This is a genomic window from Microbispora sp. NBRC 16548, from assembly GCF_030268985.1.
Classification (GTDB): Bacteria; Actinomycetota; Actinomycetes; order Streptosporangiales; family Streptosporangiaceae; genus Microbispora; species Microbispora catharanthi.
In genome coordinates, this window is sequence record NZ_BSSF01000007.1 from 339,708 (window position 1) to 364,078 (window position 24,371).

Consider the following 24,371-nt stretch of genomic DNA (forward strand, 5'->3'; position numbering starts at 1 on the left):
CATGGCGCGCACCCTCGCCCGTACGGCGGCCCGACCTGCTCCCATGATCGAGGCGGGACCCCGCAGAAAGGGCGCGCTCTGGCCCTACCTGCTGGTGGGCCCGGCGGTGGCCGCCTTCGCGTGCCTGCTCGTCTATCCGCTGGCCCGCAGCATCGTGATCTCCTTCCAGCACTTCCGGCTGGGCGAGCTGATCAGGGGCGGAGCGGACTTCGCCGGGCTCGCCAACTACGCCGAGGCCCTCGGTGGCCCGGAGTTCTGGGCGGTCGTGCGGCGGACCTTCCTGTGGACCGCCGCCAACGTCGTGCTGATCATGGTGATCGCCACGGCCGTCGCGCTGATGCTGCCGCACCTCGGGCGGCGGATGCGGCTGGCGGTCATGAGCGGGATGGTGCTCACCTGGGCCACACCGGTGCTCGCCGCGACCACGATCTTCCAGTGGCTCTTCCAGTCGCGCCTGGGGGTGGTCAACTGGCTGCTGGTCCGCCTCGGCTTCGACTCCTTCCGCGACTACACGTGGTTCGCCGACGGCGGGGCGACGTTCGCGATCCTGGTCGCGCTTGTCGTCTGGCAGTCGGTGCCGTTCGCGGCGCTCACCCTCTACGCGGGGCTCACGACCATCCCCGGCGAGCTGTACGAGGCGGCCAGAATCGACGGGGCCGGGCCCTGGCAGGTCTTCGGCCGGGTCACGTTCCCCATCCTGCGCCCGCTGTTCGGCCTGATCACGTCGCTGGAGGTGATCTGGGTCTTCACCTGCTTCGCGCAGATCTGGGCGATCAGCAAGGGCGGCCCCGGAGGCGCCACGGCCACGCTGCCGGTCTACGCGTTCCAGATCGCGCAGTCGCTGCACCGGTACGACCTGGGGTCGGCCGTCTCCACGCTCACCGTGCTGATGCTGCTCGCGGTGCTGGTCGTCCATCTGCGCCGCATGTTCCGGGAGGAGGGAGCGTGAAGAGGGCCGCGCTGAATCTGGCCGCGTCGGGCGTGCTGGCGGTGTCGGTGTTCCCCGTCTACTGGATGGTGATCACCGCGTTCAAGCCGACGGTGGACATCCTCACCGAGACCCCGGCGTTCTGGCCCGCCCGGCCGACCCTCGACCACTTCGCCACGGCCGTGAGGGCCGCGGGGTTCTGGACGTTCTGGCGCAACAGCCTGGCCGTCACCGCCAGCGCGGTGCTGCTCGCACTGGTCGTGGCGCTGCCGGCCGCCTTCGCCGTGGCCCGGCTGCGCTGGCCGGGGCGGCGCGGGTTCGTCCTGATGGTCTTCGTCGCCCAGACCGCCCCCTGGTCTGCGCTGCTCGTGCCGGTCTACATCATCGCCCGCGACGCGGACATGCTCGACCGGCTGCCGACGCTGACGCTCGTGTACTTCGTCACGACGCTGCCGTTCACGATCGTGACGCTGCGCGGCTTCATCGCGGCGGTCCCGCCCGAGCTGGAGGAGGCCGCACTGATGGACGGGTGCGGCCGGGCCGAGGCGTTCCGCCGGGTGGTGCTGCCGCTGCTCGCTCCGGGCCTGATGTCCACCTCGCTGTTCGGCTTCATCACGGCCTGGAACGAGTTCGCCTTCGCCAACGCCCTCATGATCAAGGATCAGGGCGACCGTACGCTGCCGATCTGGCTGTCCGGGTTCGGCAACGTCTTCGGCACCGACTGGGGCGCCACCATGGCCGCCGCCACGTTGTTCATGCTCCCCGTCCTGCTCGTCTTCCTCGTGCTCCAGCGCCGCGTGTCCTCCGGGATGATCGCGGGCGCGGTGAAGGGATGACCCACATGATGATTCCGCGGCCCCGCGAGGTGGCCGTGCTCGGGGGAACCGTCACGCTCCACGACGGCCTCGTACGGCACGCGCCCGACGATCCCCGGCTCGGGGAGGAGGGGTATCGGATCGACGTCACCCCCGACGGCGCCGAACTCGCCGCCGGCGGACCCGCCGGGCGCTTCTACGGCCTGCGCACCCTGGCGGCGCTCGGCCCCGAGGCGCCGCTGTGCCGGATCACCGACCGGCCCGCGCACTCCTGGCGCGGGGTGATGCTCGACGTCGCGCGGCACTTCATGCCGAAGGACTTCGTGCTGCGGCTGATCGACCTGCTCGCGGTCCATCGGCTCAACCGGCTGCACCTGCACCTGACCGACGACCAGGGCTGGCGGCTGCAGATCAAGCGCTATCCCCGGCTCACCGAGGTCAGCGGGGAGCACTACACCCAGGAGGACATCAGGGAGATCGTGTCCTACGCCGCCGACCGGTTCGTCGCGATCGTGCCGGAGATCGAGATGCCGGGGCACGCCCAGGCGGCCATCGCCGCCTATCCCTGGCTCGGCAACCAGCCGTCGCGCCGCCTGCCGGTGCGGGACTCCTGGGGCATCAGCCCGCACGTGTTCAACCTGGAGGAGACCGCCGTCGGCTTCTGCAGGGACGTGCTCGACGAGGTCATGGACCTGTTCCCCGGCGAGTACGTCCACCTCGGCGGCGACGAGTGCCCGCCGGACGAGTGGGAGCACAGCGAGGCGGCGCTGCGGCGGATCGCCCAGCTCGGACTGACGGGCCCGGACGCGGCCCGGGCGTGGTTCACCGCCACCGTCGGCGCCCACGTGACCTCCCGCGGCCGGCGCCCGATCCACTGGTACGACGGGCCCGGAGGCGCTCCCGGCGTGACGGCGATGACGTGGCTCGACCACGAGAGCGGCCCGCGTGCGGCGATCGAGGGGTTCGACGTCGTGCTGGCCCCGCACACCAGCACCTACTTCGACTATCCCGCCGACGCCCCGGGGCCGCACGGCCGGATGCTCTCCCTCGCCGACGTCTACGGGTTCACGCCGCCCCCGGCCCCGGAGGGCGCCACCGGCCGGATCCTCGGCGTGCAGTGCCAGCTCTGGACCGAGTACATGCCCACGCCCGAGCACGTCGAGGCGATGGCCTTCCCCCGGCTGTGCGCCTTCGCCGAGGTGGCGTGGGGCACGGCGGGGGACTACCCCGAGTTCCTCCACAGGCTCACCCCCCACCTGGAGTCCCTGGGTGTCCGGCCGGGGCCGGTCATCCCCTGACTCCGCGACCCACCCCCCACGAAAGGAAGACTGCGGTGTCACGAAAGCTCTTATGGGGCGGCCTCGTGGCCGTCCTGCTGGCCGCGCTCGCGGTGGCCCTGCCCGCACAGGCGGCCCAGTCGCTGCGCCTGCGGTACAAGACCAGCGCCACCGGCGCCACCGCCGACCAGGTGGAGCCGTGGTTCGACCTGGTCAACAGCGGGACCACGGCGGTGCCGCTGAACACCGTGAAGATCCGCTACTACTTCACAGCCGACTCGCTGGCGCAGCAGTACCGCTTCGCCTGCTCGTGGGCGGTCGTCTCCTGCTCGACCGTCACCGGCACCTTCCAGACGATCTCGGGCACGGCTGCGGCCGACCGCTACCTGGAGGTCGGCTTCACCTCCGGCAGCCTGGCGGCCGGCGCCTCGACCGGCGACATGCAACTGCGCTTCTACCGGTCCGACTGGCAGACGATCCGGCAGAGCGACGACTACTCCTTCGGCCCCACGCGGACGACGTACGGCGACTGGGACAAGGTCGCGGTCTACCAGGGCGGCACGCTGGTCTGGGGCGCCCCGCCCGCGGGCGGGACCGATCCCTCGCCGTCCCCGTCGCCCTCCACCTCGCCTTCGCCGGGCGGGCCCGGCGGCGGCAGCGGGGTCGTCTTCGACGACTTCGCCTACGCCTCCTCGTCCGACCCGCAGATCACCGCGCACAACTGGACCGTGCGGACCAACAGCGGCGGCCCCGGCGTCCCCGGGGCGAGCTGGCCGGCGTCCAACGTCGGCTTCCCCGTCGTCAGCGGGAGCAACAGGGCCCTGCAACTGCGGGCGGCAACCGACGGCACCGCCGGGGGCACCTCGCAGGCCGAGTTCCTGCACCAGCGCAAGTTCTTCGAGGGCACGTACGCCGCGCGGGTGAAGTTCGCCGACGCCCCCGACAGCGGCCCGGACGGCGACAACATCGTGGAGACGTTCTTCACCATCACGCCCCTGGCGTACGACCTCGACCCGGACTACAGCGAGCAGGACTTCGAGTATCTGCCGAACGGCGGCTGGGGCGCGCAGGGCCCGATCATGTACACGACCACCTGGGAGACCTACCGCAACGAGCCCTGGCTCGCGGTCAACACGCACACCGAGCGGACGGCGAGCTACGCCGGCTGGCACGACCTCGTGCTGCAGGTCTCCGGAGGCACGGTCCGTTACTACATCGACGGCACGCTGTTCGCCGAGCACGGCGGCGACTACTACCCCGAGACCCCGCAGTCGGTGAACTTCAACCTCTGGTTCATCAGCGGCGGGCTGCTGGGCAGCGCCACTCCGCGCGCCTACACCCAGCAGGTCGACTGGTTCTACTTCAGCAAGAACGAGGTCGTGGCTCCGGCCGAGATCACCTCCAGGGTGAACGCGTTCCGGAGCGCGGGCACCACGTGGAAGGACACGGTGCCGATGCCGTAGCTCTGCAGCCGGTCCGGCCCGGGCCCCGGCGGCGGCCGGGCCCGGGCCCCGTGCCTGGTCCGGAAGGGCTCAATCCAGCAGGCCGGGGTCGGAGGCGAGGATCTGGTCCAGCAGGGGCTGGAAGTTGATCCAGCCGACGACGTCGTTGCCGATCTGGCCGTGGGTGAGCTTGGCGTTCTCGTGCGAGATGGGCACCGTCGGCCCGGCGGCCTTGGCCGCGAGCTGCGCCTGGCAGCTGCGCTCCATCGTGATGAACCACCAGGCCGCCGCCTCCACGCTGTCGCCCACGGTCAGCAGCCCGTGGTTGCGCAGGATCACCGCCTTGTGCGAGCCCAGCGCCTGCGCGATGCGGCGGCCCTCCTCGGTCTCCACGACCACCCCGGTGTAGTCGTCGAACAGGGCGTGGTCCTCGTAGAACGCGCACGCGTCCTGCGTCAGCGGCTCGAGCAGCGTGCCCAGCGCCGACAGGGCCTTGCCGTACACCGAGTGGGAGTGGGCGGCCGCGACCACGTCGGGCCTGGCCTGGTGGACCATCGAGTGGATGGCGAACGCCGCCTGGTTGACGTGGTAGCGGCCCTCCACCACCTGGCCCTCGTGGTTGACCAGGATCAGGTCGCTGACCTTGATCTGCTTGAACGACATGCCGAACGGGTTCACCCAGAAGTGATCGGTGTGCTCCGGATCCCGGGCCGTGATGTGGCCGGCCACCCCCTCCTCGAAGCCGAACCTCCCGAACAGGCGCAGCGCCGCCGCGAGCCGCTCCTTGCGGTGGCGCCGCTCCTCCTCCACGGTGTCGAACGTCGGCGGCAGCCGGAAGGCGAGCTGGTCGGCGGGCACGGGCTGCAGGTCGGACAGGCTCATCGCGGCTCCCAAGGCTCGTGAGGCGTACCCGTCCAGCCTGTCTCCGGCACCCCTCTCCTGTCCATGCCGAAACCGAATCCTCTTCGGTTTTCTCGGTGGGTTCGGCCCTGTCCCTTGGGGCAGTAGAGGCCGGGTCCAACAGGGCAGTGGAGGCCGGCCGAAACCGCGTAAGGTGCATGCAGCGCGAGAGACGGGAGGTACCGATGCGGCTGGAGGCGGTCTTCTTCGACGTCGGAGAGACCCTGGTGGACGAGACCCGCGAGTACGGCACCTGGGCCGACTGGCTGGGCGTCCCGCGGCACACCTTCTCCGCCGTGTTCGGCGCCGTGATCGCGCGCGGCGGCGACTACCGGGACACCTTCCAGCACTTCCGGCCGGGTTTCGACCTCCATAAGGAGCGAGAGCGCCGGGCCCGGGAAGGCAGGCCCGAGACGTTCGGCGAGGAGAACCTCTACCCCGACGCCCGGCCCTGCCTGGCCGAGCTGCGGGAGACGGGCCTGCGCGTCGGCCTCGCCGGCAACCAGACCGCCCGCGCCGAGACCATCCTGCGCGCCCTGGACCTGCCCGTGGACGTGATCGGCACCTCCGACGGCTGGGGCGTGGAGAAGCCGGACGCGTCCTTCTTCGACCGCCTGGTGGCGGAGGCGGGCTGCCCGGCGGAGTCCGTCCTCTACGTGGGCGACCGCCTCGACAACGACATCCGGCCCGCGCAGAAGGCCGGGGTGCGCACCGCCCTCGTCCGGCGGGGTCCCTGGGGCCACATCCTCCGAGACGAGCCGGCGGCCCGGGCATGCCTGTTCCACGTCGACTCGCTGGCCGAGCTGCCCGCCCTGATCCGCAAGCACAACGGCGACTGATCGCTCAGCCGGCCTCGGTGAGGTCGATCGAGGCGGCCAGGTCCGCCGCCACGCCGAGCAGGTTCCGTACGGCCTGCCGGTCGCGCGCGGGGTGCCAGGCCATGACGGTCTCGGCGCGTTCATCGGCGAGCGGCACGAAGACGACTCCGGCGCGCCGGAGGCTGTGCGCGGACCGGGCGAGCCGGGTGACGCCGACTCCGGCGGCGACCAGGCCGAGCAGGCTCGGCACGCCGTCGGCCCGCTGCACCACCCGCGGCTCGAAGCCCGCCGCGCGGAAGTCCTCGTCGTACTTCCGGTGCCACGGCTCCCACGAGCCGCGCGGGGTGAGCACCCAGGGCTCGCCGGCCAGATCGGCGAGCCGCAGCCCGGCCCGCCCGGCGAGCGGGTGACCCGCCGGCAGGACCGCGCAGACGGGCTCGGCGACCAGCGCCGCGGTCACCAGGTCGTCGACCAGCGGCGGCCGGGTGAACGCCGCGTCGTACCGGTCCTCGCGCAGGCCGGCCACGAGGTCGGCGATGCCGACGGCCTCGGCGAGCAGCTCGACGTCCGGATACCGCTCCCGGAACGCGCGGACGACCGGCGGCATCATGTAGTTCGCGGTGGAGACGAGGAAGGCCACCCGAAGCCGGCCGATCTCACCGCGCACCGCCTTTCTGGCGGTCTCCAGGGCCGCATCCGCGCGAGTCAGGACGGCCCGCGCCTCGGGCAGGAACACGCGGCCGACCTCGGTCAGACGCGTGCCCCGGGTGTCGCGGTCGAACAGCCGTGCGCCGAGGGCGTGTTCGAGCGCCGCGATCTGCTGCGACAGCGACTGCTGGGCGATGTGCAGCTCCCGTGCGGCGACGGTGAAGCTCAGATGCTCGGCCACGGCGACGAAATACCGCAGATGACGCAGCTCGGGGGTCACAGGCTCTGACTGTAACCGCTGCAGGGAACGTGTGTTGGCCGCGCGGGGCTCGCTCGGGGGAGAGTGGTCGCACTGATCACGGGAACGAGGAGTGGGACCATGACCGGACGGGTGTGGTTGATCACCGGATGCTCCGCGGGCTTCGGCCGGGAGCTGGCCGAGGCCGCTCTGGCCGCCGGTGACCGGGTGATGGCGACGGCGCGACGCCCCGAGACGCTGGCGGACCTGGCCGAAACGGGCGGCGACCGCGTGCGCGTCGCACGGCTGGACGTCACCGACGCCGCGTCGATCGACGTCGCGGTGGCCGAGACCCTGTCGGCCTTCGGCCGGATCGACGTGGTGGTGAACAACGCCGGCCACGGGTCGGTGGGGGCCGTCGAAGAGCTCGACATGGCCGACCTGCGCGCGCTGATGGAGGTCATGTTCTTCGGGGCGGTGGCCGTGACCAAGGCCGTCCTGCCGCATCTGCGCCGGCAGGGGGGCGGGACGATCGTGCAGATGAGCTCGATGGGCGGGCAGCTGAGCATGCCGGGCTTCGGCGCCTACTGCGCCGCCAAGTTCGCCCTGGAGGGAGTGTCGGAAGCGCTCGCCGCCGAGGTCGCGCCCTTCGGCGTACGGGTGCTGATCGTGGAGCCGGGCGCGTTCCGCACCGAGTTCGGCGGCCACCGCATGCACCGCTCGGAGCCCATCGACGCCTACCGGGTGTCCACGGGCGCGACCCGGGCCGCGGTGGACGAGATGGACGGCGCCCAGCCGGGGGACCCGGCCAAGGCCGCGCAGGCGATCCTCCAGGTCCTCGCCCACGACGAGCCGCCGCTGCGGCTCGCCCTGGGCGACGACGCGGTGGACGCCATCCGCGCCCACCACGAGACGCTCCGCGCGGACCTGGACGACTGGGAGAAGCTCAGCCGGGCGACGAGCCTCTAGAGTCGCCGGCGCTGGGGTCGAGGACGACGCGGAAGCGGGCGTCGCCGGAGATCATGCGCTGGTATGCCTTGGGCGCCTCGCTCAGCGGGAACACCTCGTTGTGGGAGCGGATGCCCCGGTCGAGCGCGAACCGCAGGTTGTCCTCGTTGTCGATCGCCGTTCCCGTCAGGCTGCCGCGCACGACGCGCTCACCGAAGATGAGGTCGCTCGTCGCCACCTGGATCGGATCGGGGGCGGCCCCGACGACGACCAGTTGCCCACGCCGGCCGAGCCCCGGCACCAGTGGCGACATCGACGCACCCGAGGCCGCGGTGGCGACGATGACGGCCGCTCCGCCCAGCCGCTGCAGGGCGGCGCCGGGATCGGTCCGCGTGCTGTCGATGTAGTCGTCGGCGCCGAGTTCGGCGGCCAGCGCGGCCTTCCCGCCGCCTCGCGCGATGGCGACGACCCGATGACCCAGCGCCCGGGCGTACTGGAGGCCGAGGTGGCCGAGGCCGCCGAGTCCCTGCACCGCAACCAGCGCGCCGGGACGCGGGGCCGCCGACAGCAGCGCCTTGTACATGGTCAGGCCCGCGCACAGCAGGGGCGCACCGGCCAGGGAGCCGAGCTCGGGCGGGATCCGCACGAGGCCGGTCGCCCGTGCGTAGGTCACCTCGGCGTAGCCGCCGTCGACGTCGGTGCCCGTACGCGGTTGATCGGAGCAGTTGACGAAGTCTCCGCGTCGGCACGGCTCGCAGGCGTTGTCCTGGCCGCCGAGGAAGCCGACGCCGACGCGCTCGCCGATCTGCCACGCCGGGCCGACACCCTCGCCGAGGGCCTCGATCACGCCGATGATCTCGTGGCCGGGCACGATCGGCGTCGAGGGGTCGGGCCGCAGCCCTTCGACGGCGAGCACGTCGGTGTGGCAGATGCCGCAGGCCTCGACACGGATCCGCACGTGCCCGGGTGACGGCTCGTGCCGCTCGCGTTCGACCAGGTCGAACTGCCGCCGACCGGTGACGGTGACGGCACGGTAGGTGGAGGCGCTCATGCCGGCAGGTCCGTTCCGGCCTGTTCGCGCACCATGTGGCCGGCGTACCAGTCCGGCCAGCCGGGGTCCTCGGCACCGATGCGCGCCTCGTGCTCGCCGTGCGCGACCGCGGCACGGCGCAGCGCGGCCGCGAGGTCCGGGGCCGAGACGAACGTGGCGACCGGCGGGTCCAGCCGTCCCGGGAGCCGGGTGGTGACCTCCTGCACCACCCAGCCGTTGCCGTCCGGGTCGCCGAACGACAGGAACGAGCCGTAGCTGCGGCGCTGTGGATCCGGGCCGGGCACTCGGGCGTCGGTGCCCGCGTGGTGGAAGATGCCACCGGCGTCGTGGAACACCTCGCTCGTGTCGGCGCCGAGCCGCTTGAGCTCGTCGTACGCGGCTTCGATGTCGTCGACGACCAGATGCAGGCCCTGGGCCGAGCCCGGCGCCTGGGACGTGACCGACGTGCCGAAGATGACCGACGCCGGCGAGCCGGGCGGGGTCACCTGCACCACCCGGAACCCCTCGCCGGTGGCGATGTCGGCGTCCAGCCGCCACCCCAGCGCCGTGTAGAAGTCCTTGGCCCGGTCGACGTCCGAGACCGGCACCACGACGACCTCAAGTTTCATGTCCATGCCCTGCGCCTCCTGCGCTGGTTGTGAGGAAATGTCGAAACGACGAGACTCCGAGCGGCGGGCGTCCGGGGCGGCCAGGCCGTCCCGGACGAGCGGCGGGGCTCAGAGGCGGGAGACCTGGTAGTGGCCGATGCGCCAGCCCTCCTCCGTCCGCTTCACCAGCACGCTGAGACAGACGTCGAGGGTGGGGCGGTCGGTGAAGGAGAAGTCGACGGCCAGGTATCCGAGGACGAGGTCGTCGGCGGGGGCCGCGGTCTCCAGGATGCGGTACGCGGCCGTCAGTCCGGGCGGCTGGGAGTCGTAGTAGGCGGCTACACCCGGCCTCCCGACGGTGTAGGGGCGCAACCCTTGGAAGATCGCGTCCTCCGTGAACAGAGCGGCGATCTGCTGCGGTTCGTGGGCGTCGACGCCGGCCTTCCACCGGTCGAGGACGTCCCTGAGGATCGTTTCCCTGTCCTTGTCGCTGGTCATCAGGCGTCTCCTGTGGGCGGAACCGGGGCGTGCGGATCAGTGGCCGGCGCTCATGCCGCCGTCGACGTGGAGGATCTCACCGGTGACGAAGGGGGCGTTCTCCAGGTAGACGACCGCGTCCGCGATGTCGCTCGGCTCGCCCATCCGGCCTACCGGGTGCAGCGCTGCGAGGGCCTCGTGGGTCTCCTCGGGGTGCATCGGGGTCTTGATGGTGCCGGGTGAGACGGCGTTGACGCGGATGCCGCGCGTGGCGTACTCGATGGCGAGCGACTTGGTCGCGGACTGCAGGCCGCCCTTGGTCAGCGAGGCCAGCACGGACGGGACCCGCGAGTCGGCGTTGTCCACCAGGCTGGTGGTGATGGTGACGACGTGGCCGCCGCCCTGGGTCAGCATGCGCGCGATGGCGAGCTGGGTGACGTGGAAGAAGCCGTCGAGGTTCACCTTGGTCACGGCGGTGTAGTCGTCGAGGGTGTAGTCGGTGAACGGCTTGGCGACGAAGATGCCCGCGTTGTTGACCAGAGTGTCCACCCGGCCGAACCGCTCGACGGCCGCCGCGACTGCGCGTTCGGCGGTGGCGGGGTCGGCGACGTCGCCCTGGACGGTGAGGACGCCGGGGTCGTCGGAGGGCGCGATGGTGCGCGAGACGGCGACGACGGCGTAGCCCAGCTTGCGGTAGGCCTCGACCAGTGCGGCGCCGATGCCCTGCGACGCGCCGGTGACGAGGGCGACCTTCTGCTGCTGAATGCTCATGATTGCTCTCCTCCAGAGGGAATCGATCGGTTACTAGTCAACCGGTCGTCTATTTCCGTCTGTGAACTTAGGCCGCCGGAGAAGAGAAATCAAAGGTTCACGGCGCCTCGGCCAGAACCGGAATCCTTCCAACTGATAGGCACAGGCTCCTACACCTGGATCAGCGCACCTACGCCCGGGGGCGAGGGCTAGCGACGGTGCGGGTCGCCCTCGGGCAGCCAGGCGTCCGGGCCGTGGATCCCGAAGCGGTCGTCGGTGCGCAGAGCCTCGACGACGTCGAGCACCGAGGTGCGGACTTCGCCGCGACGCCACACCAGAGACCAGGTCCAGTAGATCTCCGGCGCGATGACCGGGCGCCGGACGAGGTCCGGCGGCAGCGGGGTGGCTTGACCCTTGGGAGAGTTGATGACCGGGCGGCGGCAACGGCGCACATGGTCGAAGAACGCCGGGCCGGTGATGCCGCCGTCGGAGATGCGTACGGCCCGGGCCCCGGTCTGGCCGGCCAGTTCCTCGGCGTAAGCGTTCCAGGACGACCAGGAGGTGGTGTCGTCGTCGAGGAGGACGCCGGTCTCCCGGGCGGGAACCGCGGTCGTGTCACGCCCGGTGGCCACGGCGTAGAGGCGGTCGGCGCCGATGAGCTGAGCGTGCAGGCCGCGTCGCTCCAGATCGTCGGTGCGCAGCCAGCAGATCGCGAGGTCCAGGCCGCCTTCGGCGACCCGGGCGGCCTGGGTGTGCGAGGGCGCGACCCAGGCGTCGACATGGACCTGCGCCACCGCCGCGGTGCGGGCGATCAGGTCCGATGGCAGCCAGTTGACGTAGCCGAGCCGGACCGGTTCGGATCCGGCCAGCCGGCGGGCCCGGTGCCGGAGGTCGTCGGCGCGTTCCAGCAGGGCCCGGGCGTCGGAAAGCAGGGCGAAACCGGCTGGGGTGAGGGACACCGAGCGGCGGTCCCGGTCGAACAGGCGCACGCCCAGGTCGCGCTCCAGCGCCTTGATCTGCTGGGACAGGGAAGGGCCGGCGATCAGCAGGCGCCTGGCGGCGCTGCCGAAGTTCAGTTCCTCGGCGACCGCGACGAAGTACCTCAGCTGGCGCAACTCCACGCTCGCCATGCTAGGACGGTGGGAGGCTGCGCCTATCGGCCCCGACCATCCGGGCGGGTGTCAGAGACCGGCGGCCGCCTCGGCGCGGGCACCGAGCAGCGCCAGGCAGTTGGCCCACAGGGGGCCGAGCCGCTGCGTGTCGTTGTAGAGCTTGGCGAACAGAACGTGCCCCTCCAACTGGGCCACCACCGACCGCGCGGCTTCCCGGGTGTCGGCCACGGTGACGTCCTCACGCGCCAGGGCCTCGACGATGACCGCGTCGATCATCTCGACCTGCGCGTCGAAGATCTCCTGCAGCCGCCCGCGGATGGCTTCGGTCTGGTTGCTCATCTCCAGCGAGAGGTTTCCGAACAGGCAGCCCGAGACGGTGCCGCAGTCCCGCTGCCCGGCACGCTGGGCGGCCTGGGCCGCCTCGAACAGCCGGCGCAGACGGTGCAGCGGCTCCGCCTCGCTGGACAGAATCTGCTTCCAGGCCCGCTCCTGGTCGGCCCAGTGCTCGTCGATGACCGCCCGAGCGAGGGCCTCCTTGGTCTCGAAGAAGTAGTAGAAGCTGCCCTTGGGCACGCCGGCCGCCTTGCAGATCTCCGCCACGCCCAAGGCGGAGTAACCGCGCAGCTCGATGAGCATTCGCGCGGCGCCGAGGATCTTCTCCTTGGCATCGCTGGTCCGTCCCATAAGGTCACTATACGACCGGTCGTATAGGCGCTACCTCAGAGACCTTGTAGTCCGCGGTGGCGCGAGGTGGCGGGCGGGGCCGTCCTCACATCATGAGTTCGGGGTGACTCGAACGGCCGAGGTCGGTCAGCCGTTCGTCCAGCGCCCGCGTCTGCCCCGCGGGCGGCAGGACCTTCAGCACGCCGCGTACGCGGTCGTGCCCGATCGAGTACCACTGATCCTCCAGCGCGTCGACCGCCTGCCTGAGGTGTTCGGCGGCCTGGTCGCCGTCGGTGGAGGCGTGGGCGGCGGCGAGGTCGGCGAGCAGCACCGAGCGCTGCTTGCCGCCGTTCGGGCCCAGGTCGTCGAGCGCCTTGCGCAGCCGGCGGGCCGCCTCCTCGTGGTTGCCCGCCGTCAGCGCGCTGTAGCCGGCGAAGCCGTCGAGCCTGGCCCGCTCGAAGAAGTCCAGCCAGGGCGGGTCGTCGCCGCCCGCGTCGACCATGTGGTCGGCGCGGTCGATGTGGCGCATGCACTCCTTCGGCTCGCCGCAGCGGGCCGAGATCTCCGAGGCCACGCAGTGCAGCCATGCCCTCGTGAGCGGGCCGACGCCGTGCCAGGCGTGCGCGAACGCCGCGTCCAGCAGGCCCAGGGCGTCCGTACGGTTGCCCTCGAACCCCGGCACGAACGCCGCGTGGGCGAGCACGGCGGCGGCGAGCGGGTGGTCGCCGCACTCCCGGGTGGCCGACAGGGCCATGCGGTACAGCCGTGCCGCGGTGGGGCCGTCGTCCAGGTCGAAGAAGGCGACCCTGCCCGACAGCAGCGCGGAGCGCGCGGCCGCCTCGGCCAGCGTCTGCCTGACCGGTCCCTCCGGGGCCCCTCGCAACAGGCTCATGCCGAGCCGGGTGTGCGCGACCGACGCCTGGAAGATGTCGTCCGGCGGCGAGGTCCAGTAGAGGGCCGCCTGTTTGTCGACGACCCTGGCGAACGCCTCGGCCGATTCGGCGTCGACCCCGCGCCCGCGTTCCACCGCCGCGGGAAGACGCTCGCCGCCCTCGCCGAGGAGCGGGGCGAGCACGCCCGCGCCGAGGAGCCCCCGCAGGAACGTGGAGCGGTCGATGCCGTCTGCGACGATCATGCTCAGCAGCCTCCGTATCTCGTCCACCACCTCTGTGACCGGCCGCATGGCCATCTCGTCGGGGGTGAGCAGTCCCAGCTCGCTCGCGGGCTTGTCGAAAATCGTCACGAGGTGCTTGCGGTAGCGCGGATCCGGCCATCGCTCCCCGGTCTCCCACCGTCGCACCGTGTTGGCCGTCAGGCCGGTGTCCTTCTCGTCGCACGACCGCATGGACGTACGGATGCGCTCGCACAGCTCCTCGTAGGACCACCCGCGCTGCAGGCGTTCCCACGCGAGCCGGCGGTTCGGCGGATGGCGGTGGTTGGCCGGCATGTCGCACCCCTCCTCGCACGACCGCAAGCACGCTGTGTCAGCGTGACACGCTGACACTACGGGAGATTCCGTGTTCGCGTGGCTACTGGCTGTGATTGGACGTCTCCTGGCTGATACTCCAACCGCTTCAAAAGCGCTTAGCTTGGCCCACTTCCGCGAGCAGCCGTTGGAGATGGGTGACATGACCACGTTGGAGGACATCGCACGGGTCCATACGGGCTGGATCATCTGGCGGTCGGACGTCGGCCGCTGGTGGGCGACCAGGCGCGGGCCGGTGGACCTCGACGCGATCCGCATGGGATGCGCGATGACGCTCGACGCCGACGACCCCGAGGCCCTCGCCGCCGCTTTGGCCGCCCAGGCCGAGCTGACCGCGGCGTTCGCCGCCGACCCCGCCGCCGCCGGGTGACCCGGGGTCGCGGCGCGGTCAGCGGCCGTGCCGGAGACGGTCCCTGATGTAGTCGACGACGTGAACCGCGCAGGCGCCGTTGTGGGCGCCTGCGCGATCGGTGACAGTGAACTCGGCCGGTGACGGGCACGACGACCCGCCCCAGCTGCACCGGCGTTCGTGGCCCTTCGTGCCCGGCCGGTAGTCGTCCGCCTCCCAGAACTTGATCTGCAACAGGTCCATCCGCCCATGCCCTCCGCTGCTCAGACGAGAAGGTCGTGCCGTCCTTCTCGTCCGCATTGTGTCCCGTCTGCCGCCGCAGCTCCTTCCGTACGGCGTCGAGGATCACCGGCGTGGCGTTCGTCGGCACCATCCATTCGCCGCCCGGCGTCGCCCGCGTGCGCCGGTGTCCGCGTAAAGGCTTCCCGCCTGAGATGCGCATCGCTATAGTGCGAGTTGCAATAAGGCAATGGGGGAGTGATGGCGCGGGGGCGGGCGGACAGGGACCTGGTCGGGCTCACGGTGCTCGCCCTGCTGTCCGTACGGCCCGCGCACCCCTACGAGCTGCACCGGTTCGTCATCGACACGCACAAGGACTACATCAGCGGCCTGCCGCGCAGCCTCTACCACGCGGTCGACCGGCTGGCCCGCGAGGAGCTCATCGCCCCCGTGGAGACCAGCAGGGAGGGCCGCCGGCCGGAGCGTACGGTCTACGGGGTGACCGAGGAGGGGCGGGCCGAGCTGGGCACGCGGCTGCGCCGTCTCCTCGAACAGCCGGACGGCGACACCAAGGTCTTCGTGGCCGCGGTGTCGCTGATGGGATGCCTTCCGGTCCCCGAGGCGGAGCGGGCGCTGGGCACCCGGGCCGCCACGCTGGAGGGCGCCATCGTCTCCGCCGACGCGCACATCGAGGCGCTCACCGGCTCAGGCCTGCCGCGCGTGCTGGTCCTCGAAGTGGAGTACGACCGGGCGATGAAGGCCGCCGAGCTGGAGTGGGTCCGCGCGACCCTCGCCGAGATCCGGTCCGGCCAGGTCTCCTGGAGCGCCGATTCGAACAGCGGACAGCTCGACCAGCAGTGACGCGCCGGCCGGATGCGCCAACATCCGGCCGGCGCCGGACCCGACCACCGCGAAGCGGCCGATCAGGACTCGCACCCCAGAGGATAGGCGGCTTCGCGGTCATCCGAGAGGAGCCGCAACCATGTCCGACGACATCCACCGCCTGCTTGACGCGCTGACCGCAGCCTGGAACAACGCGGACGCCGCCGCCTTCGCCGGGCTGTTCACCGAGGACGCCGACTACGTGACGTTCTTCGGCCTCCACATGGAGGGCCGCCGGGCCATCGAGGACAGCCATCGGGCGCTGTTCGAGGGCCCGCTGAAGGGGTCCCGCCTGGGCGGGCCCGCCGCCGCGCCGCCGCTGCGGAAGATCCGCTTCCTGAGCCCGGACGCGGCGCTGGTCGTCACCACCGGGGGCTCGGCCCTGCCGGACGGCGCGGCCGATCCGGGCCGTGACTCGATCATGACGTTCACCGCGGTCAGGGAGGGCGACGGCTGGCGCTTCGCGTCGTTCCAGAACACGCGGATCGGCACGCCGTGACGGCCGCCGGAACCCTCCTCTGCGAGGTGCGCGGCGTCGTCGAGGCGCCGGTCGAGCGTGTGGCAGGCCTGCTCCTGCGCGTACGGCCGGGGCCGGTGGGACGCGACAACTGCTTCCCGTTCGCCGACCACGGCGGAACGCTCACGGGCGGGCCGGACCGCTTCGTCCTGGCCGCGCCCGGCCACGCGATGACGGTCGAGGTGGGCCGGGACCGGCTGGCCGCGCAGGGCGGCTGGTGGTGGCGGGGCGAGTATCGCCTCGCACCCGACCCCGCCGGCACGCTGCTGGTCTACCAGGTCCGCAACGTGGCCGAGCGGCTGAGATGGGGGGTGCCCCTGGCCAACCGGTTCTTCCTCGGGTTCCGACCGGCCACGCGTGCGGGCTTCGCGGTCCTGCTCGACCGGGTGGGCGCCGAGCTGCACTGCCCGGTCCGCCTGCTGGACAGTCCCTGAGGCGGTCCCCGGGCCGGTCCGGCGGGGGCCGGTCCGGGGGCCGTCGAGAGGGTGTCGGCCCTTCTCCGCGCCTTCGTCGGCGCCGTCCGCCACCGTCACCGGCCTGCCGCCGGGTCTCGACCTCGACGTGCTGTGACGAGCTCGGTTCCCGATGGTGGCGGAGCCAGGCATGATCGAATACACGTTCTAATATGATGGTCGCATGACTGCTTTTCAGGCCTCGCTTCTGGACTGGGGTGAGGATGTGCGCATCGGACCGCTCGGCTCGTCCGTGCGGCGCAGTCCGCTGGAGCGCGGCGCCTGGATCGACGTACGGCCGCACTGGATCGAGGGGGCCGACGCGCTCTTCGAACGCCTGCTGGAGGCCGTGCCGTGGCACGCCGAGCGCAGGCACATGTACGACCGGGTCGTGGACGTGCCCCGTCTGCTGAAGTTCTACGACGAGGACGAGGAGCTTCCCGACCCGGTGCTGGCCGAGGCGAGGGACGCGCTCAACGCCCACTACGAGGAGGAGCTCGGCGAGCCGTTCCGTACGGCGGGGATGTGCCTCTACCGCGACGGCAGGGACAGCGTCGCCTGGCACGGCGACACGATCGGGCGGGGGAGCACGCAGGACACGATGGTCGCGATCGTGTCGGTCGGCACGCCGCGCCCGCTGCTGCTGCGCCCGCGCGGCGGGGGCCCTGCGCTGCGGCACGACCTGGGCCACGGCGACCTCGTCGTCATGGGCGGAAGCTGTCAGCGCACCTGGGAGCACGCGATTCCCAAGTCGGCCAAGGTGATCGGCGCCCGGATCAGCATCCAGTTCCGCCCGAGAGGCGTGCGCTGAGGGATCGCGGCCCGCCCCTGACGGCCGGCGCGACGCCCTCACGGCGGCGGGACGCGATGGATCTCCGGGGCAGCCGCGCCACGGTCTTCAGGCACCTCGATCCCGATCCGCGGTGACCGTGCTCGGCATCGTGATCCGCGAACCGTGAACCGGCACGGCTTCTCGTCCGACTGTGCATGATGACGGGAGGACGAGATGACCGATGAGTTGCTGGTGGTTCGCGCTCAGCTGGGCGAGCGATCGCCTCCCTGTCGATACGACGCCGAGCCTGACCGGAACGGCCCGCGTCCCGAGATCCACCGCCCCTCTCCCGAGATCCACGGCCTCGCCCCGGGACGGTGGGCGGGCCGTTGACATGTGCGGTTTGCTGGTAGTCCTTGAGTAAGGCCGCGGCAAAGGACCGGCCCAGTCCCGCAAGAAAGGCCACGGATGATCCCGCACCCCTACGTCCCCGCCCCCGCTCGATACGACGACATGCGGTACCGGCGCAGCGGAAGGAGTGGCGTGTTGCTCCCCGAGATCTCTCTCGGGCTGTGGCACAACTTCGGCGACGGCCACCCGCTCGACGTGCAGCGCGCCGTTCTGCGCCGGGCCTTCGACCTCGGCATCACCCACTTCGACCTGGCCAACAACTACGGCCCGCCGTACGGCTCGGCGGAGGAGAACTTCGGCCGCCACCTGCGCGCCGACTTCCGGCCCTACCGCGACGAGTTGTTCATCTCGACGAAGGCGGGCTACGACATGTGGCCCGGGCCGTACGGCGAGTGGGGGTCGCGCAAGTATCTGCTGGCGAGCCTCGACCGGTCGCTGAGCCGGATGGGCCTCGACTACGTCGACGTCTTCTACTCCCACCGGCCCGACCCGGACACCCCCATCGAGGAGACGATGGGCGCCCTCGACACGGCGGTGCGCTCCGGCAAGGCGCTCTACGTGGGCATCTCGAACTACTCCGCCGAGCAGACCGAGCGGGCCGCCGCCGTGCTGCGCGAGCTGGGCACCCCGCTCCTGATCCACCAGCCGCGCTACTCCATGCTGGACCGCTGGGTGGAGGACGGCCTGCTGGACACGCTGGAGCGGGCCGGGGCGGGGTGCATCGCCTACTCGCCGCTGGCGCAGGGCCTGCTCACCGGGCGCTACCTCGACGGCGAGGTGCCGGCCGACTCGCGGATGGCGATCGGCCACTTCCTGAAGCGCGACCGGCTCACCCCCGATCTGCTGGAGACCCTGCGCGGCCTGAACAAGATCGCCCAGGAGCGCGGCCAGTCGCTCGCGCAGCTCGCACTGGCGTGGATCCTGCGCGACCAGAGGGTCACGTCCGTGCTGGTCGGGGCGAGCTCGGTCGGGCAGCTCGAACAGAACGTCGCGGCCCTGGCCGCACCGGCGCTCACCGCCGAGGAACTGTCCGAGATCGAAAGCCTGCTGTAGGCCACGCGGACGCGGTCCCGGGCCGGCGCGCACGCGCCGCCCCGGCCGTCCGCGTCAGGAGGCTGTCCGCGTCAGGAGAACGTGTCGACGCCCGTGAGCTCGCACGACAGGTCCCAGAGCCGGGACGCCTCCTCGGGGTCGATCGCCCACGGCTTGACCCCTCCGGTGTCCACGTCGTCGGCCGTGGCGAGCTCGGCGACGTCGCAGTCCTGGCAGTAAACCCCGCCGTGATCCGCGAGCATGGGAGAGGTCGCCGCCCAGGCCGTCGTGGCCGCGCCCTGCTCCGGAGTCTTGAAGCCCTCCGCCGCCGCGCCGTCGGGGGAGATCCAGCCCAGGGCGATCTGCTCCTCGCGGGGGATGTGCCGCTGGAGGGGAGTGAGAATCTCGCCCGGATGCAACGAGAAGGCCCGTATGCCGGTGGCCGCCCCGAGCGCGTCGAGGCGCACGGAGAACAGGATGTTCGCCGTCTTCGACTGCCCGTAGGCCAGCCATCTGTCGTACCCGTCGCGGAAGTGGATGTCGTTCCATCGGATCCCGGTCGCGAAGTGGCCGGCGGAGGACACCGACACCACCCGCGATCCTCGGGCGGTCAGGGCGGGGCGGAGGCGGTTCACGAGGGCGAAGTGACCGAGGTGGTTGACCGCGAACTGGGCCTCCCACCCGGGGCCGACGCGGGTCTCCGGGCAGGCCATGATGCCGGCGTTGGCGATGAGGATGTCGATGGTCCTGCCGGTCTCCACAAGCGTTTCCGCGAACATGCGAACGCTGTGCAGGTCCGCCAGGTCGAGTTCGCGGGTCTCCGTGCCCGGGATGTCGCGCAGCGCCTCCTTCGCCACCGCCGGCCTGCGCGCGGGGACGATCACCTGAGCCCCCGCCGCGCTCAGCGCCCGCGTCGTCTCCAGGCCGAGCCCGGAGTATCCCCCGGTGACCAGGGCCGTCCGCCCGGACAGATCGATTCCCGCGAGCACCTCGCGCGCGGTGCTGCGGGCGCCGAAACCACTGCCGATCCTGTGCTGTGTCGTCATGAGAAGGACGCTAGAAACTAGAGTGCGCTCTAGGTCAAGCTGTACGATCCGCCGCATGACCAGGCATACGGAAGCTCTGTCCATCGGGCAGGTCTCGGAGGCGACCGGGCTGAGCGTGCACGCGCTGCGGTTCTTCGAACGCGAGGGGCTCTTCCTCCGCCCGATCCCCCGATCGGCCGGAAGACAGCGGGTGTACGACCCGGCGGACGTGCAGTGGCTGGTCCTGTGCAACCGCCTGCGCGACTCCGGCATGTCCATCGCCACCCTGCGCAGGTTCGCCGAGCTCGTACGGTCGGGGCCGGGCAACGAGCACGAGCGTCTCGCCCTGCTGGAGGAGCACGAGCGCACCGTCAGGGCACGGATCGCCGAGCTCGACGCGAGCCTCGCCGTCATCCACGACAAGGTGGTCACCTATCGCGGGCACCTGCGCGGCGGGACCGCGGCGGGACTCTGGTCGCCGACGCCGTCACGATGACCCGGCGGCGTGAGGGGCGCCGCGGTCAGTCGACCTCGGCGCTGCCGTTCACGCGGAGCTTGCGGCGGGCCCGCTCGTAGAAGGTCGTCGTCCCGAGCCGCACCACGCGGGCGGCGGCGCGCAGCGCGGTCACCGTGAGCCGGTCGCCGGGGCCCAGGTGGCCGCCGATGGCGCCGTCGACCTCCAGGGCGAGCTGCCCGCTGGTCGGGAGCACGTCGAGCGTCACCTCCTCGTCGGCCGACAGGACCAGCGCCCGGTTGAACGCCGAGTGGGCGGCGGCCGGGACGACGAGGAAGCCCTCGACGGTGGGGGAGACGATCGGGCCGCCCGCCGAGAAGCTGTACGCGGTGGACCCGGTGGAGGTGGAGACGATCACGGCGTCGGCGGAGTACCGGACGAACGGCTCACCGTAGACAGAGACGGACACGGCCGCGAGCCCGTCGCCGGGGATGCGGACGAGGGCGATGTCGTTGAACGCGGTCACCATCCGGCCGTCGTGGCTGACCGCCCGGACCGCCATGCGCGGCTCGACCGTGTATCGGTGCTCGTCGATCGCGGACAGCGCGGGAGCCAGCTCGTCCACGTCGATCTCGGCGAGGAAACCGAGCCGTCCCAGGTTGACCCCGAGGACGGGGGTCGGCCGCCCGGCGATCAGGCGCATCGTGCGCAGCATCGTGCCGTCGCCGCCGAGGCTGACGAGCAGGTCGGACCGCCTGACCAGGGTCGGGGCGTCCACCGCGATGGCGCTGCAGTCGATGCGCCCGACCTCGTCGGGCAGCCCCAGCACCGTGCAGTCCCGCTTGCGCGCCCACTCGACGATCGTGTCGATCGCCTCCTTGGAGTCGCGTTGCGGGTGCAGGACGAGACCCACGGTGCTGACCATGCCCATGTCCACACTGTACGGCCAGGCCGTTTGTGGGCGGCCCTATCGAACGGGCTCCGGGGCCGCCTGGTCCACCGGGAGGTAGACCCGGAACCGGGTGTCGCCGGGACGCGTATCCACCCTGATGTCCCCGTGGTGCTTGTTGACCACGATCCGATAGGAGATGTCCAGGCCCAGGCCGGTGCCCTCGCCGACGGGCTTGGTGGTGAAGAACGGTTCGAAGATGCGGGGCCGGACCTCGGGCGGGATGCCGGGGCCGGTGTCGCCGACCTCGACGATCACGTGGCCGTCCTTGCGCCGGGTGCGGAGGGTCAGCGTGCCCGTGCCGTCCATCGCGCCGAGCGCGTTGTCGATGAGGTTGGTCCACACCTGGTTCAGCTCCGCCGCGTACGCCGGGATGAGCGGCAGCGACCGGTCGTACTCCTTGACCGTGCGGACGCCCTCGGGGATCTTGCCGTGCAGCATGGTCAGCGTGGCGTCGAGCAGGTCGTGCACGTCGACCGTCTGGTGCGGGGCGCGGTCGAGCTGGGAGTACTGCTTGGCGGCGGCGACCAGGCCGGAGATCCGGTTGACCGCGTCGTCGATCTCGCACATCAGCAATTCGGTGTCCACCGTATAGGTGAGCCACCGGACCGCGGCCTCCCGGTTCTCCTCGCCCACCGCCCCGGCGATCTGGTCGAGCCAGGCCGCGTCGAGGCCGCCGGCCACGAGCGTCGCCGCCAGGTCCCAGCCGCCGACGATGTCGTGGTCGTCCAGCCAGTCGGCGACCGCGTCCTCGGCGTCGGAGCGCGCCAGCGGCGTCAGGTCGGGGGCGGAGGCCGACCGCTTGACCGCGTCCTCCTGGAGCTCCACCAGGTCGTGCAGCTGACTGCCGTCCAGCCGCCCGTCGGCGATCATGGCGAGCTTGTGCCGCATGCCCGCCACCCGCTCGCGCAGCGCCGACGTCGCCCGTACGGCGGCGGCCGCGGGGTTGTTCAGCTCGTGCGTCAGGCCGGCCGACAGCGAGCCGAGCGCGAGCAGCCGCTCCCGCTCGCCGACGATCGTCTGGGTGGCGCGCATGCCGAGGAACAGCCCCTCTAGCAGGTGCATCGCCATCGGGAACCACTCGCGCACACACGCCCCGATCACCTCGGCCGGGAGCACGAAGAACTCGGCGTCGGTGACCGCGGTCAGCGTGTTCATGTAGAGCTGGGAGAACTCCCCCGTGATGTACGCCTGGGTGGCGCCGCCGTACACGCCGCGCTGGCCGGTGCGGCTCACCTCGACCTCGTCGCCCTGCACCCGCCTGCTCATCGCGACCGTGCCGCTCAGCAGCACGAAGAAGCAGGTGGCGGGGTCGCCCTCCTGGTAGACGCGGGTCCCGGCGAGCCGCCGCTCCACCCGGCCCGCCTCCGACAACCGGGCGAGCTGCGCGTCGTCCAGCGCCTCGAACAGGAACAGGGTGCGCAGCTCGTCAGGCGACAGTGTCGGCTCACTCGGATGGTCGGTCATCGAGCCTCCAGATAGCGGTGGACGAGCGAGACCGCCATGGCGCCCTCACCGACGGCCGAGGCGACGCGCTTGACCGATCCGGCCCGCACGTCGCCCGCCGCGAAGACGCCGGGCATGCTCGACTCCAGGTGATAGGGATCTCTGGACGGCGTCCATCCGGCCGGGCGGCGGCCGTCCGCCAGCAGGTCGGAGCCGGTCAGCACGTAGCCGGATCCGTCGCGGGCGACCACGTCGCCGAGCCAGTCGGTGCGCGGTTCCGCCCCGATGAAGACGAACAGCCACGACGTCGGCACGGCGGTCGTCAGGCCGGTCCGCCCGTCGCACAGGATCAGGCGCTCCAGGTGGTCGCGGCCCTCGCCGCCGACCACCTGCGTGCGCGGATGGACCTCGATCGACGGAATGGCCTCGATCTGATCGATCAAATACTGCGACATCGACCGGGTGAGGTCCTCTCCCCGGATGAGGATGTGCACCTTGCGGGCGTACCGGGAGAAGTACACCGCCGCCTGCCCGGCCGAGTTCGCGCCGCCGACGATGTAGACCTCTTCCCCGGCGCAGCTCGGGGCCTCGGTGGCGGCGGCGCCGTAGAAGACGCCCCGGCCGGTCAGGTCGGCCAGGCCGGGCGCGTCCAGGAGCCGATAGGACACGCCGGTCGCCAGCACGACCGTGTGCGCCGTCACGGCGGTGCCGTCGCCGAATTGCAGCAGGGTGGCCGAACCGCTTCGTTGGAGGCCGACGACCTCCCGGGTGGTGAGCAGCTCGGTGTTGAACTTCAGCGCCTGCCTGCGGGCGCGGTCGGTGAGCTGGGCGCCGGAGACCCCGTCGGGGAAGCCCAGGTAGTTCTCGATCCGGCTGCTCTGCCCGGCCTGCCCGCCGGTGGCCCGCTGCTCCACGAGCAGAGTGCGCAGTCCCTCGGACGCGCCGTACACCGCGGCGCCGAGGCCGGCGGGGCCCGCGCCGATCACGGCGAGGTCGTAGAGATCCGAGGCCGGGGTGGTGGCCATGCCGACGTGCGCGGCGAGATCGGCCTCCGTGGGCCGTGCCAGGGCCTTGCCGTCCGTGGTGATCACCACCGGCACGTCCGCCTCGCTCATCCCGGCGGCGGTCAGCAGGCGTACGCCCTCGGCCTCGTCGGCCCGCAGCCAGCGGTACGGCACGAGGTTGCGGGCGAGGAAGTCGCGCACCGTGAACGAGTGCGCCGACCAGCGATGACCCACGACCTTGGTCTCCGGCATCGTCACGGCGGGGGTGGCGAGCCAGGACTCCAGCAGCGCGTCCAGCACCGGGTAGAGCTTCTCCTCCGGCGGGTTCCACGGCTTGAGCAGGTAGTGGTCGAGATCGACGATGTTGATCGCGCTGATGGCCGCGTCGGTGTCGGCGTAGGCGGTCAGCAGCACCCTGCGCGCCAGCGGGAAGACGTCCATGGCCGCTTCGAGGAACTCGATGCCGTTCATCTGGGGCATCCGGTAGTCGGCCAGGATGACGGCGACCTGCTCGCCGCGCAGCTTGATCTCGTGCAGCGCGTCGAGCGCGCTGGGGCCGGACTCGGCTCGGATCACCCGGTAGCGGTCGCCGTATCGGCGGCGTACGTCACGAGCCACCGCCCGGGAGACGGAAGGGTCGTCATCGACGGTAAGGATCGCGGCATTCTGCACAACTCACACGGTACTGGCGGCTCTTCGCTGAACGGCACCCCCGGGAC

General features: G+C 71.6%; 27 protein-coding genes. 13 read left to right on the forward strand and 14 right to left on the reverse strand.

Annotated elements, in window-relative coordinates; genetic code table 11:
* Position 1: 1 nt before the first annotated feature.
* From QSK36_RS21790 to QSK36_RS21805, 4 genes are read left to right on the forward strand one after another with little or no spacing between them, the layout of a single operon-like run.
* A complete protein-coding gene (locus QSK36_RS21790; protein WP_285783680.1) occupies positions 2–949 on the forward strand; it encodes a carbohydrate ABC transporter permease in 948 nt (315 codons plus the stop codon).
* Positions 946–1,764 (forward strand): carbohydrate ABC transporter permease, encoded by an 819-nt coding sequence (locus tag QSK36_RS21795; protein ID WP_285783681.1) that lies wholly within the window; start codon positions 946–948, stop codon positions 1,762–1,764. Before QSK36_RS21790 ends, QSK36_RS21795 begins: the two co-directional genes overlap by 4 nt.
* A 5-nt stretch (positions 1,765–1,769) precedes the next feature.
* Positions 1,770–3,041, forward strand: a complete 1,272-nt coding sequence (locus QSK36_RS21800) for a beta-N-acetylhexosaminidase (RefSeq protein WP_183540331.1) — start codon at positions 1,770–1,772, stop codon at positions 3,039–3,041.
* A 35-nt stretch (positions 3,042–3,076) separates the two neighbouring features.
* On the forward strand, positions 3,077–4,483 hold the full coding sequence (locus tag QSK36_RS21805) for a cellulose binding domain-containing protein (protein WP_285783682.1): 1,407 nt from the start codon (positions 3,077–3,079) through the stop codon (positions 4,481–4,483).
* 69 nt (positions 4,484–4,552) lie between these two features.
* Here QSK36_RS21805 and QSK36_RS21810 read toward each other — a convergent pair whose 3' ends face one another.
* Positions 4,553–5,344, reverse strand: coding sequence for a class II aldolase/adducin family protein (locus QSK36_RS21810; RefSeq protein ID WP_183540327.1), 792 nt, complete (start codon positions 5,342–5,344; stop codon positions 4,553–4,555).
* Between the two features lie 203 nt (positions 5,345–5,547).
* Between QSK36_RS21810 and QSK36_RS21815 the strand changes: the two genes are divergently transcribed.
* Positions 5,548–6,201 (forward strand): HAD family hydrolase, encoded by a 654-nt coding sequence (locus tag QSK36_RS21815; protein ID WP_285783683.1) that lies wholly within the window; start codon positions 5,548–5,550, stop codon positions 6,199–6,201.
* A 4-nt stretch (positions 6,202–6,205) separates the two neighbouring features.
* On the opposite strand, the gene QSK36_RS21820 is transcribed toward QSK36_RS21815, so the two are convergent.
* Positions 6,206–7,108: a LysR family transcriptional regulator gene (locus QSK36_RS21820; protein WP_285783684.1), complete on the reverse strand. Its 903-nt coding sequence runs from the start codon at positions 7,106–7,108 to the stop codon at positions 6,206–6,208.
* A gap of 99 nt (positions 7,109–7,207) precedes the next feature.
* Here QSK36_RS21820 and QSK36_RS21825 point away from each other — a divergent pair, with 99 nt between their 5' ends.
* Entirely contained in the window at positions 7,208–8,035 is an 828-nt protein-coding gene (locus tag QSK36_RS21825) for an oxidoreductase (protein WP_285783685.1), read from the forward strand.
* On the opposite strand, the gene QSK36_RS21830 is transcribed toward QSK36_RS21825, so the two are convergent.
* The 7 genes from QSK36_RS21830 to QSK36_RS21860 all read right to left on the reverse strand — a co-directional run bounded on the left by QSK36_RS21830 (position 8,013) and on the right by QSK36_RS21860 (position 14,101).
* Positions 8,013–9,065: an alcohol dehydrogenase catalytic domain-containing protein gene (locus tag QSK36_RS21830; RefSeq protein ID WP_183540321.1), complete on the reverse strand. Its 1,053-nt coding sequence runs from the start codon at positions 9,063–9,065 to the stop codon at positions 8,013–8,015. The genes QSK36_RS21825 and QSK36_RS21830 overlap by 23 nt on opposite strands.
* Complete coding sequence (locus QSK36_RS21835; RefSeq protein WP_285783686.1) at positions 9,062–9,679, reverse strand: VOC family protein; 618 nt, start codon at positions 9,677–9,679, stop codon at positions 9,062–9,064. The genes QSK36_RS21830 and QSK36_RS21835 overlap by 4 nt, the downstream gene beginning before the upstream one ends.
* A 102-nt stretch (positions 9,680–9,781) precedes the next feature.
* On the reverse strand, positions 9,782–10,150 hold the full coding sequence (locus tag QSK36_RS21840; RefSeq protein ID WP_139577102.1) for a YybH family protein: 369 nt from the start codon (positions 10,148–10,150) through the stop codon (positions 9,782–9,784).
* Between the two features lie 36 nt (positions 10,151–10,186).
* Complete coding sequence (locus QSK36_RS21845; RefSeq protein WP_183540317.1) at positions 10,187–10,900, reverse strand: SDR family NAD(P)-dependent oxidoreductase; 714 nt, start codon at positions 10,898–10,900, stop codon at positions 10,187–10,189.
* Between the two features lie 188 nt (positions 10,901–11,088).
* A complete protein-coding gene (locus QSK36_RS21850) occupies positions 11,089–12,000 on the reverse strand; it encodes a LysR family transcriptional regulator (protein ID WP_183540315.1) in 912 nt (303 codons plus the stop codon).
* Positions 12,001–12,060: 60 nt separating this feature from the next.
* The gene (locus QSK36_RS21855) at positions 12,061–12,675 is read right to left on the reverse strand and encodes a TetR/AcrR family transcriptional regulator (RefSeq protein ID WP_285783687.1); all 615 of its coding nucleotides are present in this window, start codon (positions 12,673–12,675) and stop codon (positions 12,061–12,063) included.
* A gap of 85 nt (positions 12,676–12,760) precedes the next feature.
* The gene (locus QSK36_RS21860; protein ID WP_183540311.1) at positions 12,761–14,101 is read right to left on the reverse strand and encodes a helix-turn-helix domain-containing protein; all 1,341 of its coding nucleotides are present in this window, start codon (positions 14,099–14,101) and stop codon (positions 12,761–12,763) included.
* A gap of 181 nt (positions 14,102–14,282) precedes the next feature.
* On the opposite strand from QSK36_RS21860, the gene QSK36_RS21865 reads away from it, so the two are divergent.
* Positions 14,283–14,510: a hypothetical protein gene (locus QSK36_RS21865; RefSeq protein ID WP_182899484.1), complete on the forward strand. Its 228-nt coding sequence runs from the start codon at positions 14,283–14,285 to the stop codon at positions 14,508–14,510.
* Between the two features lie 18 nt (positions 14,511–14,528).
* On the opposite strand, the gene QSK36_RS21870 is transcribed toward QSK36_RS21865, so the two are convergent.
* Positions 14,529–14,732, reverse strand: coding sequence for a hypothetical protein (locus tag QSK36_RS21870; RefSeq protein ID WP_183540307.1), 204 nt, complete (start codon positions 14,730–14,732; stop codon positions 14,529–14,531).
* Positions 14,733–14,969: 237 nt separating this feature from the next.
* On the opposite strand from QSK36_RS21870, the gene QSK36_RS21875 reads away from it, so the two are divergent.
* From QSK36_RS21875 to mgrA, 5 genes are all read left to right on the forward strand, one after another.
* Positions 14,970–15,569, forward strand: a complete 600-nt coding sequence (locus QSK36_RS21875; RefSeq protein WP_285783688.1) for a PadR family transcriptional regulator — start codon at positions 14,970–14,972, stop codon at positions 15,567–15,569.
* Positions 15,570–15,690: 121 nt separating this feature from the next.
* A complete protein-coding gene (locus QSK36_RS21880) occupies positions 15,691–16,089 on the forward strand; it encodes an SgcJ/EcaC family oxidoreductase (RefSeq protein WP_285783689.1) in 399 nt (132 codons plus the stop codon).
* The gene (locus tag QSK36_RS21885; protein WP_205826010.1) at positions 16,086–16,541 is read left to right on the forward strand and encodes a hypothetical protein; all 456 of its coding nucleotides are present in this window, start codon (positions 16,086–16,088) and stop codon (positions 16,539–16,541) included. The genes QSK36_RS21880 and QSK36_RS21885 overlap by 4 nt, the downstream gene beginning before the upstream one ends.
* Positions 16,542–16,743: 202 nt before the next feature.
* Positions 16,744–17,370, forward strand: coding sequence for an alpha-ketoglutarate-dependent dioxygenase AlkB (locus QSK36_RS21890; protein WP_183540292.1), 627 nt, complete (start codon positions 16,744–16,746; stop codon positions 17,368–17,370).
* Positions 17,371–17,799: 429 nt separating this feature from the next.
* On the forward strand, positions 17,800–18,795 hold the full coding sequence (gene mgrA / locus QSK36_RS21895) for an L-glyceraldehyde 3-phosphate reductase (protein ID WP_285783690.1): 996 nt from the start codon (positions 17,800–17,802) through the stop codon (positions 18,793–18,795).
* Positions 18,796–18,866: 71 nt separating this feature from the next.
* On the opposite strand, the gene QSK36_RS21900 is transcribed toward mgrA, so the two are convergent.
* Positions 18,867–19,820, reverse strand: coding sequence for an SDR family NAD(P)-dependent oxidoreductase (locus tag QSK36_RS21900; RefSeq protein ID WP_285783691.1), 954 nt, complete (start codon positions 19,818–19,820; stop codon positions 18,867–18,869).
* A gap of 55 nt (positions 19,821–19,875) precedes the next feature.
* On the opposite strand from QSK36_RS21900, the gene QSK36_RS21905 reads away from it, so the two are divergent.
* Positions 19,876–20,295 (forward strand): MerR family transcriptional regulator, encoded by a 420-nt coding sequence (locus tag QSK36_RS21905; RefSeq protein ID WP_285783692.1) that lies wholly within the window; start codon positions 19,876–19,878, stop codon positions 20,293–20,295.
* A gap of 25 nt (positions 20,296–20,320) precedes the next feature.
* Here QSK36_RS21905 and QSK36_RS21910 read toward each other — a convergent pair whose 3' ends face one another.
* The 3 genes from QSK36_RS21910 to QSK36_RS21920 are packed head-to-tail and all read right to left on the reverse strand — an operon-like array spanning position 20,321 to position 24,324.
* Complete coding sequence (locus tag QSK36_RS21910) at positions 20,321–21,184, reverse strand: NAD(+)/NADH kinase (RefSeq protein ID WP_285783693.1); 864 nt, start codon at positions 21,182–21,184, stop codon at positions 20,321–20,323.
* A 36-nt stretch (positions 21,185–21,220) separates the two neighbouring features.
* A complete protein-coding gene (locus tag QSK36_RS21915; RefSeq protein ID WP_285783694.1) occupies positions 21,221–22,669 on the reverse strand; it encodes an ATP-binding protein in 1,449 nt (482 codons plus the stop codon).
* Entirely contained in the window at positions 22,666–24,324 is a 1,659-nt protein-coding gene (locus QSK36_RS21920; RefSeq protein ID WP_285783695.1) for an NAD(P)/FAD-dependent oxidoreductase, read from the reverse strand. The genes QSK36_RS21915 and QSK36_RS21920 overlap by 4 nt, the downstream gene beginning before the upstream one ends.
* Positions 24,325–24,371 lie beyond the last annotated feature (47 nt).

Excerpts from the sequence above, each read along its gene's own strand:
- QSK36_RS21830 (WP_183540321.1), bottom strand. The coding sequence starts at position 9,065 with ATGAGCGCCTCCACCTACCGTGCCGTCACCGTCACCGGTCGGCGGCAG.
- QSK36_RS21915 (WP_285783694.1), bottom strand. The coding sequence starts at position 22,669 with ATGACCGACCATCCGAGTGAGCCGACACTGTCGCCTGACGAGCTGCGC.
- QSK36_RS21825 (WP_285783685.1), top strand. The coding sequence starts at position 7,208 with ATGACCGGACGGGTGTGGTTGATCACCGGATGCTCCGCGGGCTTCGGC.
- QSK36_RS21835 (WP_285783686.1), bottom strand. The coding sequence starts at position 9,679 with ATGGACATGAAACTTGAGGTCGTCGTGGTGCCGGTCTCGGACGTCGAC.
- QSK36_RS21910 (WP_285783693.1), bottom strand. The coding sequence starts at position 21,184 with ATGGGCATGGTCAGCACCGTGGGTCTCGTCCTGCACCCGCAACGCGAC.
- QSK36_RS21860 (WP_183540311.1), bottom strand. The coding sequence starts at position 14,101 with ATGCCGGCCAACCACCGCCATCCGCCGAACCGCCGGCTCGCGTGGGAA.
- QSK36_RS21865 (WP_182899484.1), top strand. The coding sequence starts at position 14,283 with ATGACCACGTTGGAGGACATCGCACGGGTCCATACGGGCTGGATCATC.
- mgrA (WP_285783690.1), top strand. The coding sequence starts at position 17,800 with ATGATCCCGCACCCCTACGTCCCCGCCCCCGCTCGATACGACGACATG.
- QSK36_RS21870 (WP_183540307.1), bottom strand. The coding sequence starts at position 14,732 with ATGGACCTGTTGCAGATCAAGTTCTGGGAGGCGGACGACTACCGGCCG.
- QSK36_RS21875 (WP_285783688.1), top strand. The coding sequence starts at position 14,970 with ATGGCGCGGGGGCGGGCGGACAGGGACCTGGTCGGGCTCACGGTGCTC.
- QSK36_RS21855 (WP_285783687.1), bottom strand. The coding sequence starts at position 12,675 with ATGGGACGGACCAGCGATGCCAAGGAGAAGATCCTCGGCGCCGCGCGA.
- QSK36_RS21880 (WP_285783689.1), top strand. The coding sequence starts at position 15,691 with ATGTCCGACGACATCCACCGCCTGCTTGACGCGCTGACCGCAGCCTGG.
- QSK36_RS21840 (WP_139577102.1), bottom strand. The coding sequence starts at position 10,150 with ATGACCAGCGACAAGGACAGGGAAACGATCCTCAGGGACGTCCTCGAC.
- QSK36_RS21845 (WP_183540317.1), bottom strand. The coding sequence starts at position 10,900 with ATGAGCATTCAGCAGCAGAAGGTCGCCCTCGTCACCGGCGCGTCGCAG.
- QSK36_RS21800 (WP_183540331.1), top strand. The coding sequence starts at position 1,770 with ATGATGATTCCGCGGCCCCGCGAGGTGGCCGTGCTCGGGGGAACCGTC.
- QSK36_RS21890 (WP_183540292.1), top strand. The coding sequence starts at position 16,744 with ATGACTGCTTTTCAGGCCTCGCTTCTGGACTGGGGTGAGGATGTGCGC.
- QSK36_RS21905 (WP_285783692.1), top strand. The coding sequence starts at position 19,876 with ATGACCAGGCATACGGAAGCTCTGTCCATCGGGCAGGTCTCGGAGGCG.
- QSK36_RS21790 (WP_285783680.1), top strand. The coding sequence starts at position 2 with ATGGCGCGCACCCTCGCCCGTACGGCGGCCCGACCTGCTCCCATGATC.
- QSK36_RS21810 (WP_183540327.1), bottom strand. The coding sequence starts at position 5,344 with ATGAGCCTGTCCGACCTGCAGCCCGTGCCCGCCGACCAGCTCGCCTTC.
- QSK36_RS21815 (WP_285783683.1), top strand. The coding sequence starts at position 5,548 with ATGCGGCTGGAGGCGGTCTTCTTCGACGTCGGAGAGACCCTGGTGGAC.
- QSK36_RS21900 (WP_285783691.1), bottom strand. The coding sequence starts at position 19,820 with ATGACGACACAGCACAGGATCGGCAGTGGTTTCGGCGCCCGCAGCACC.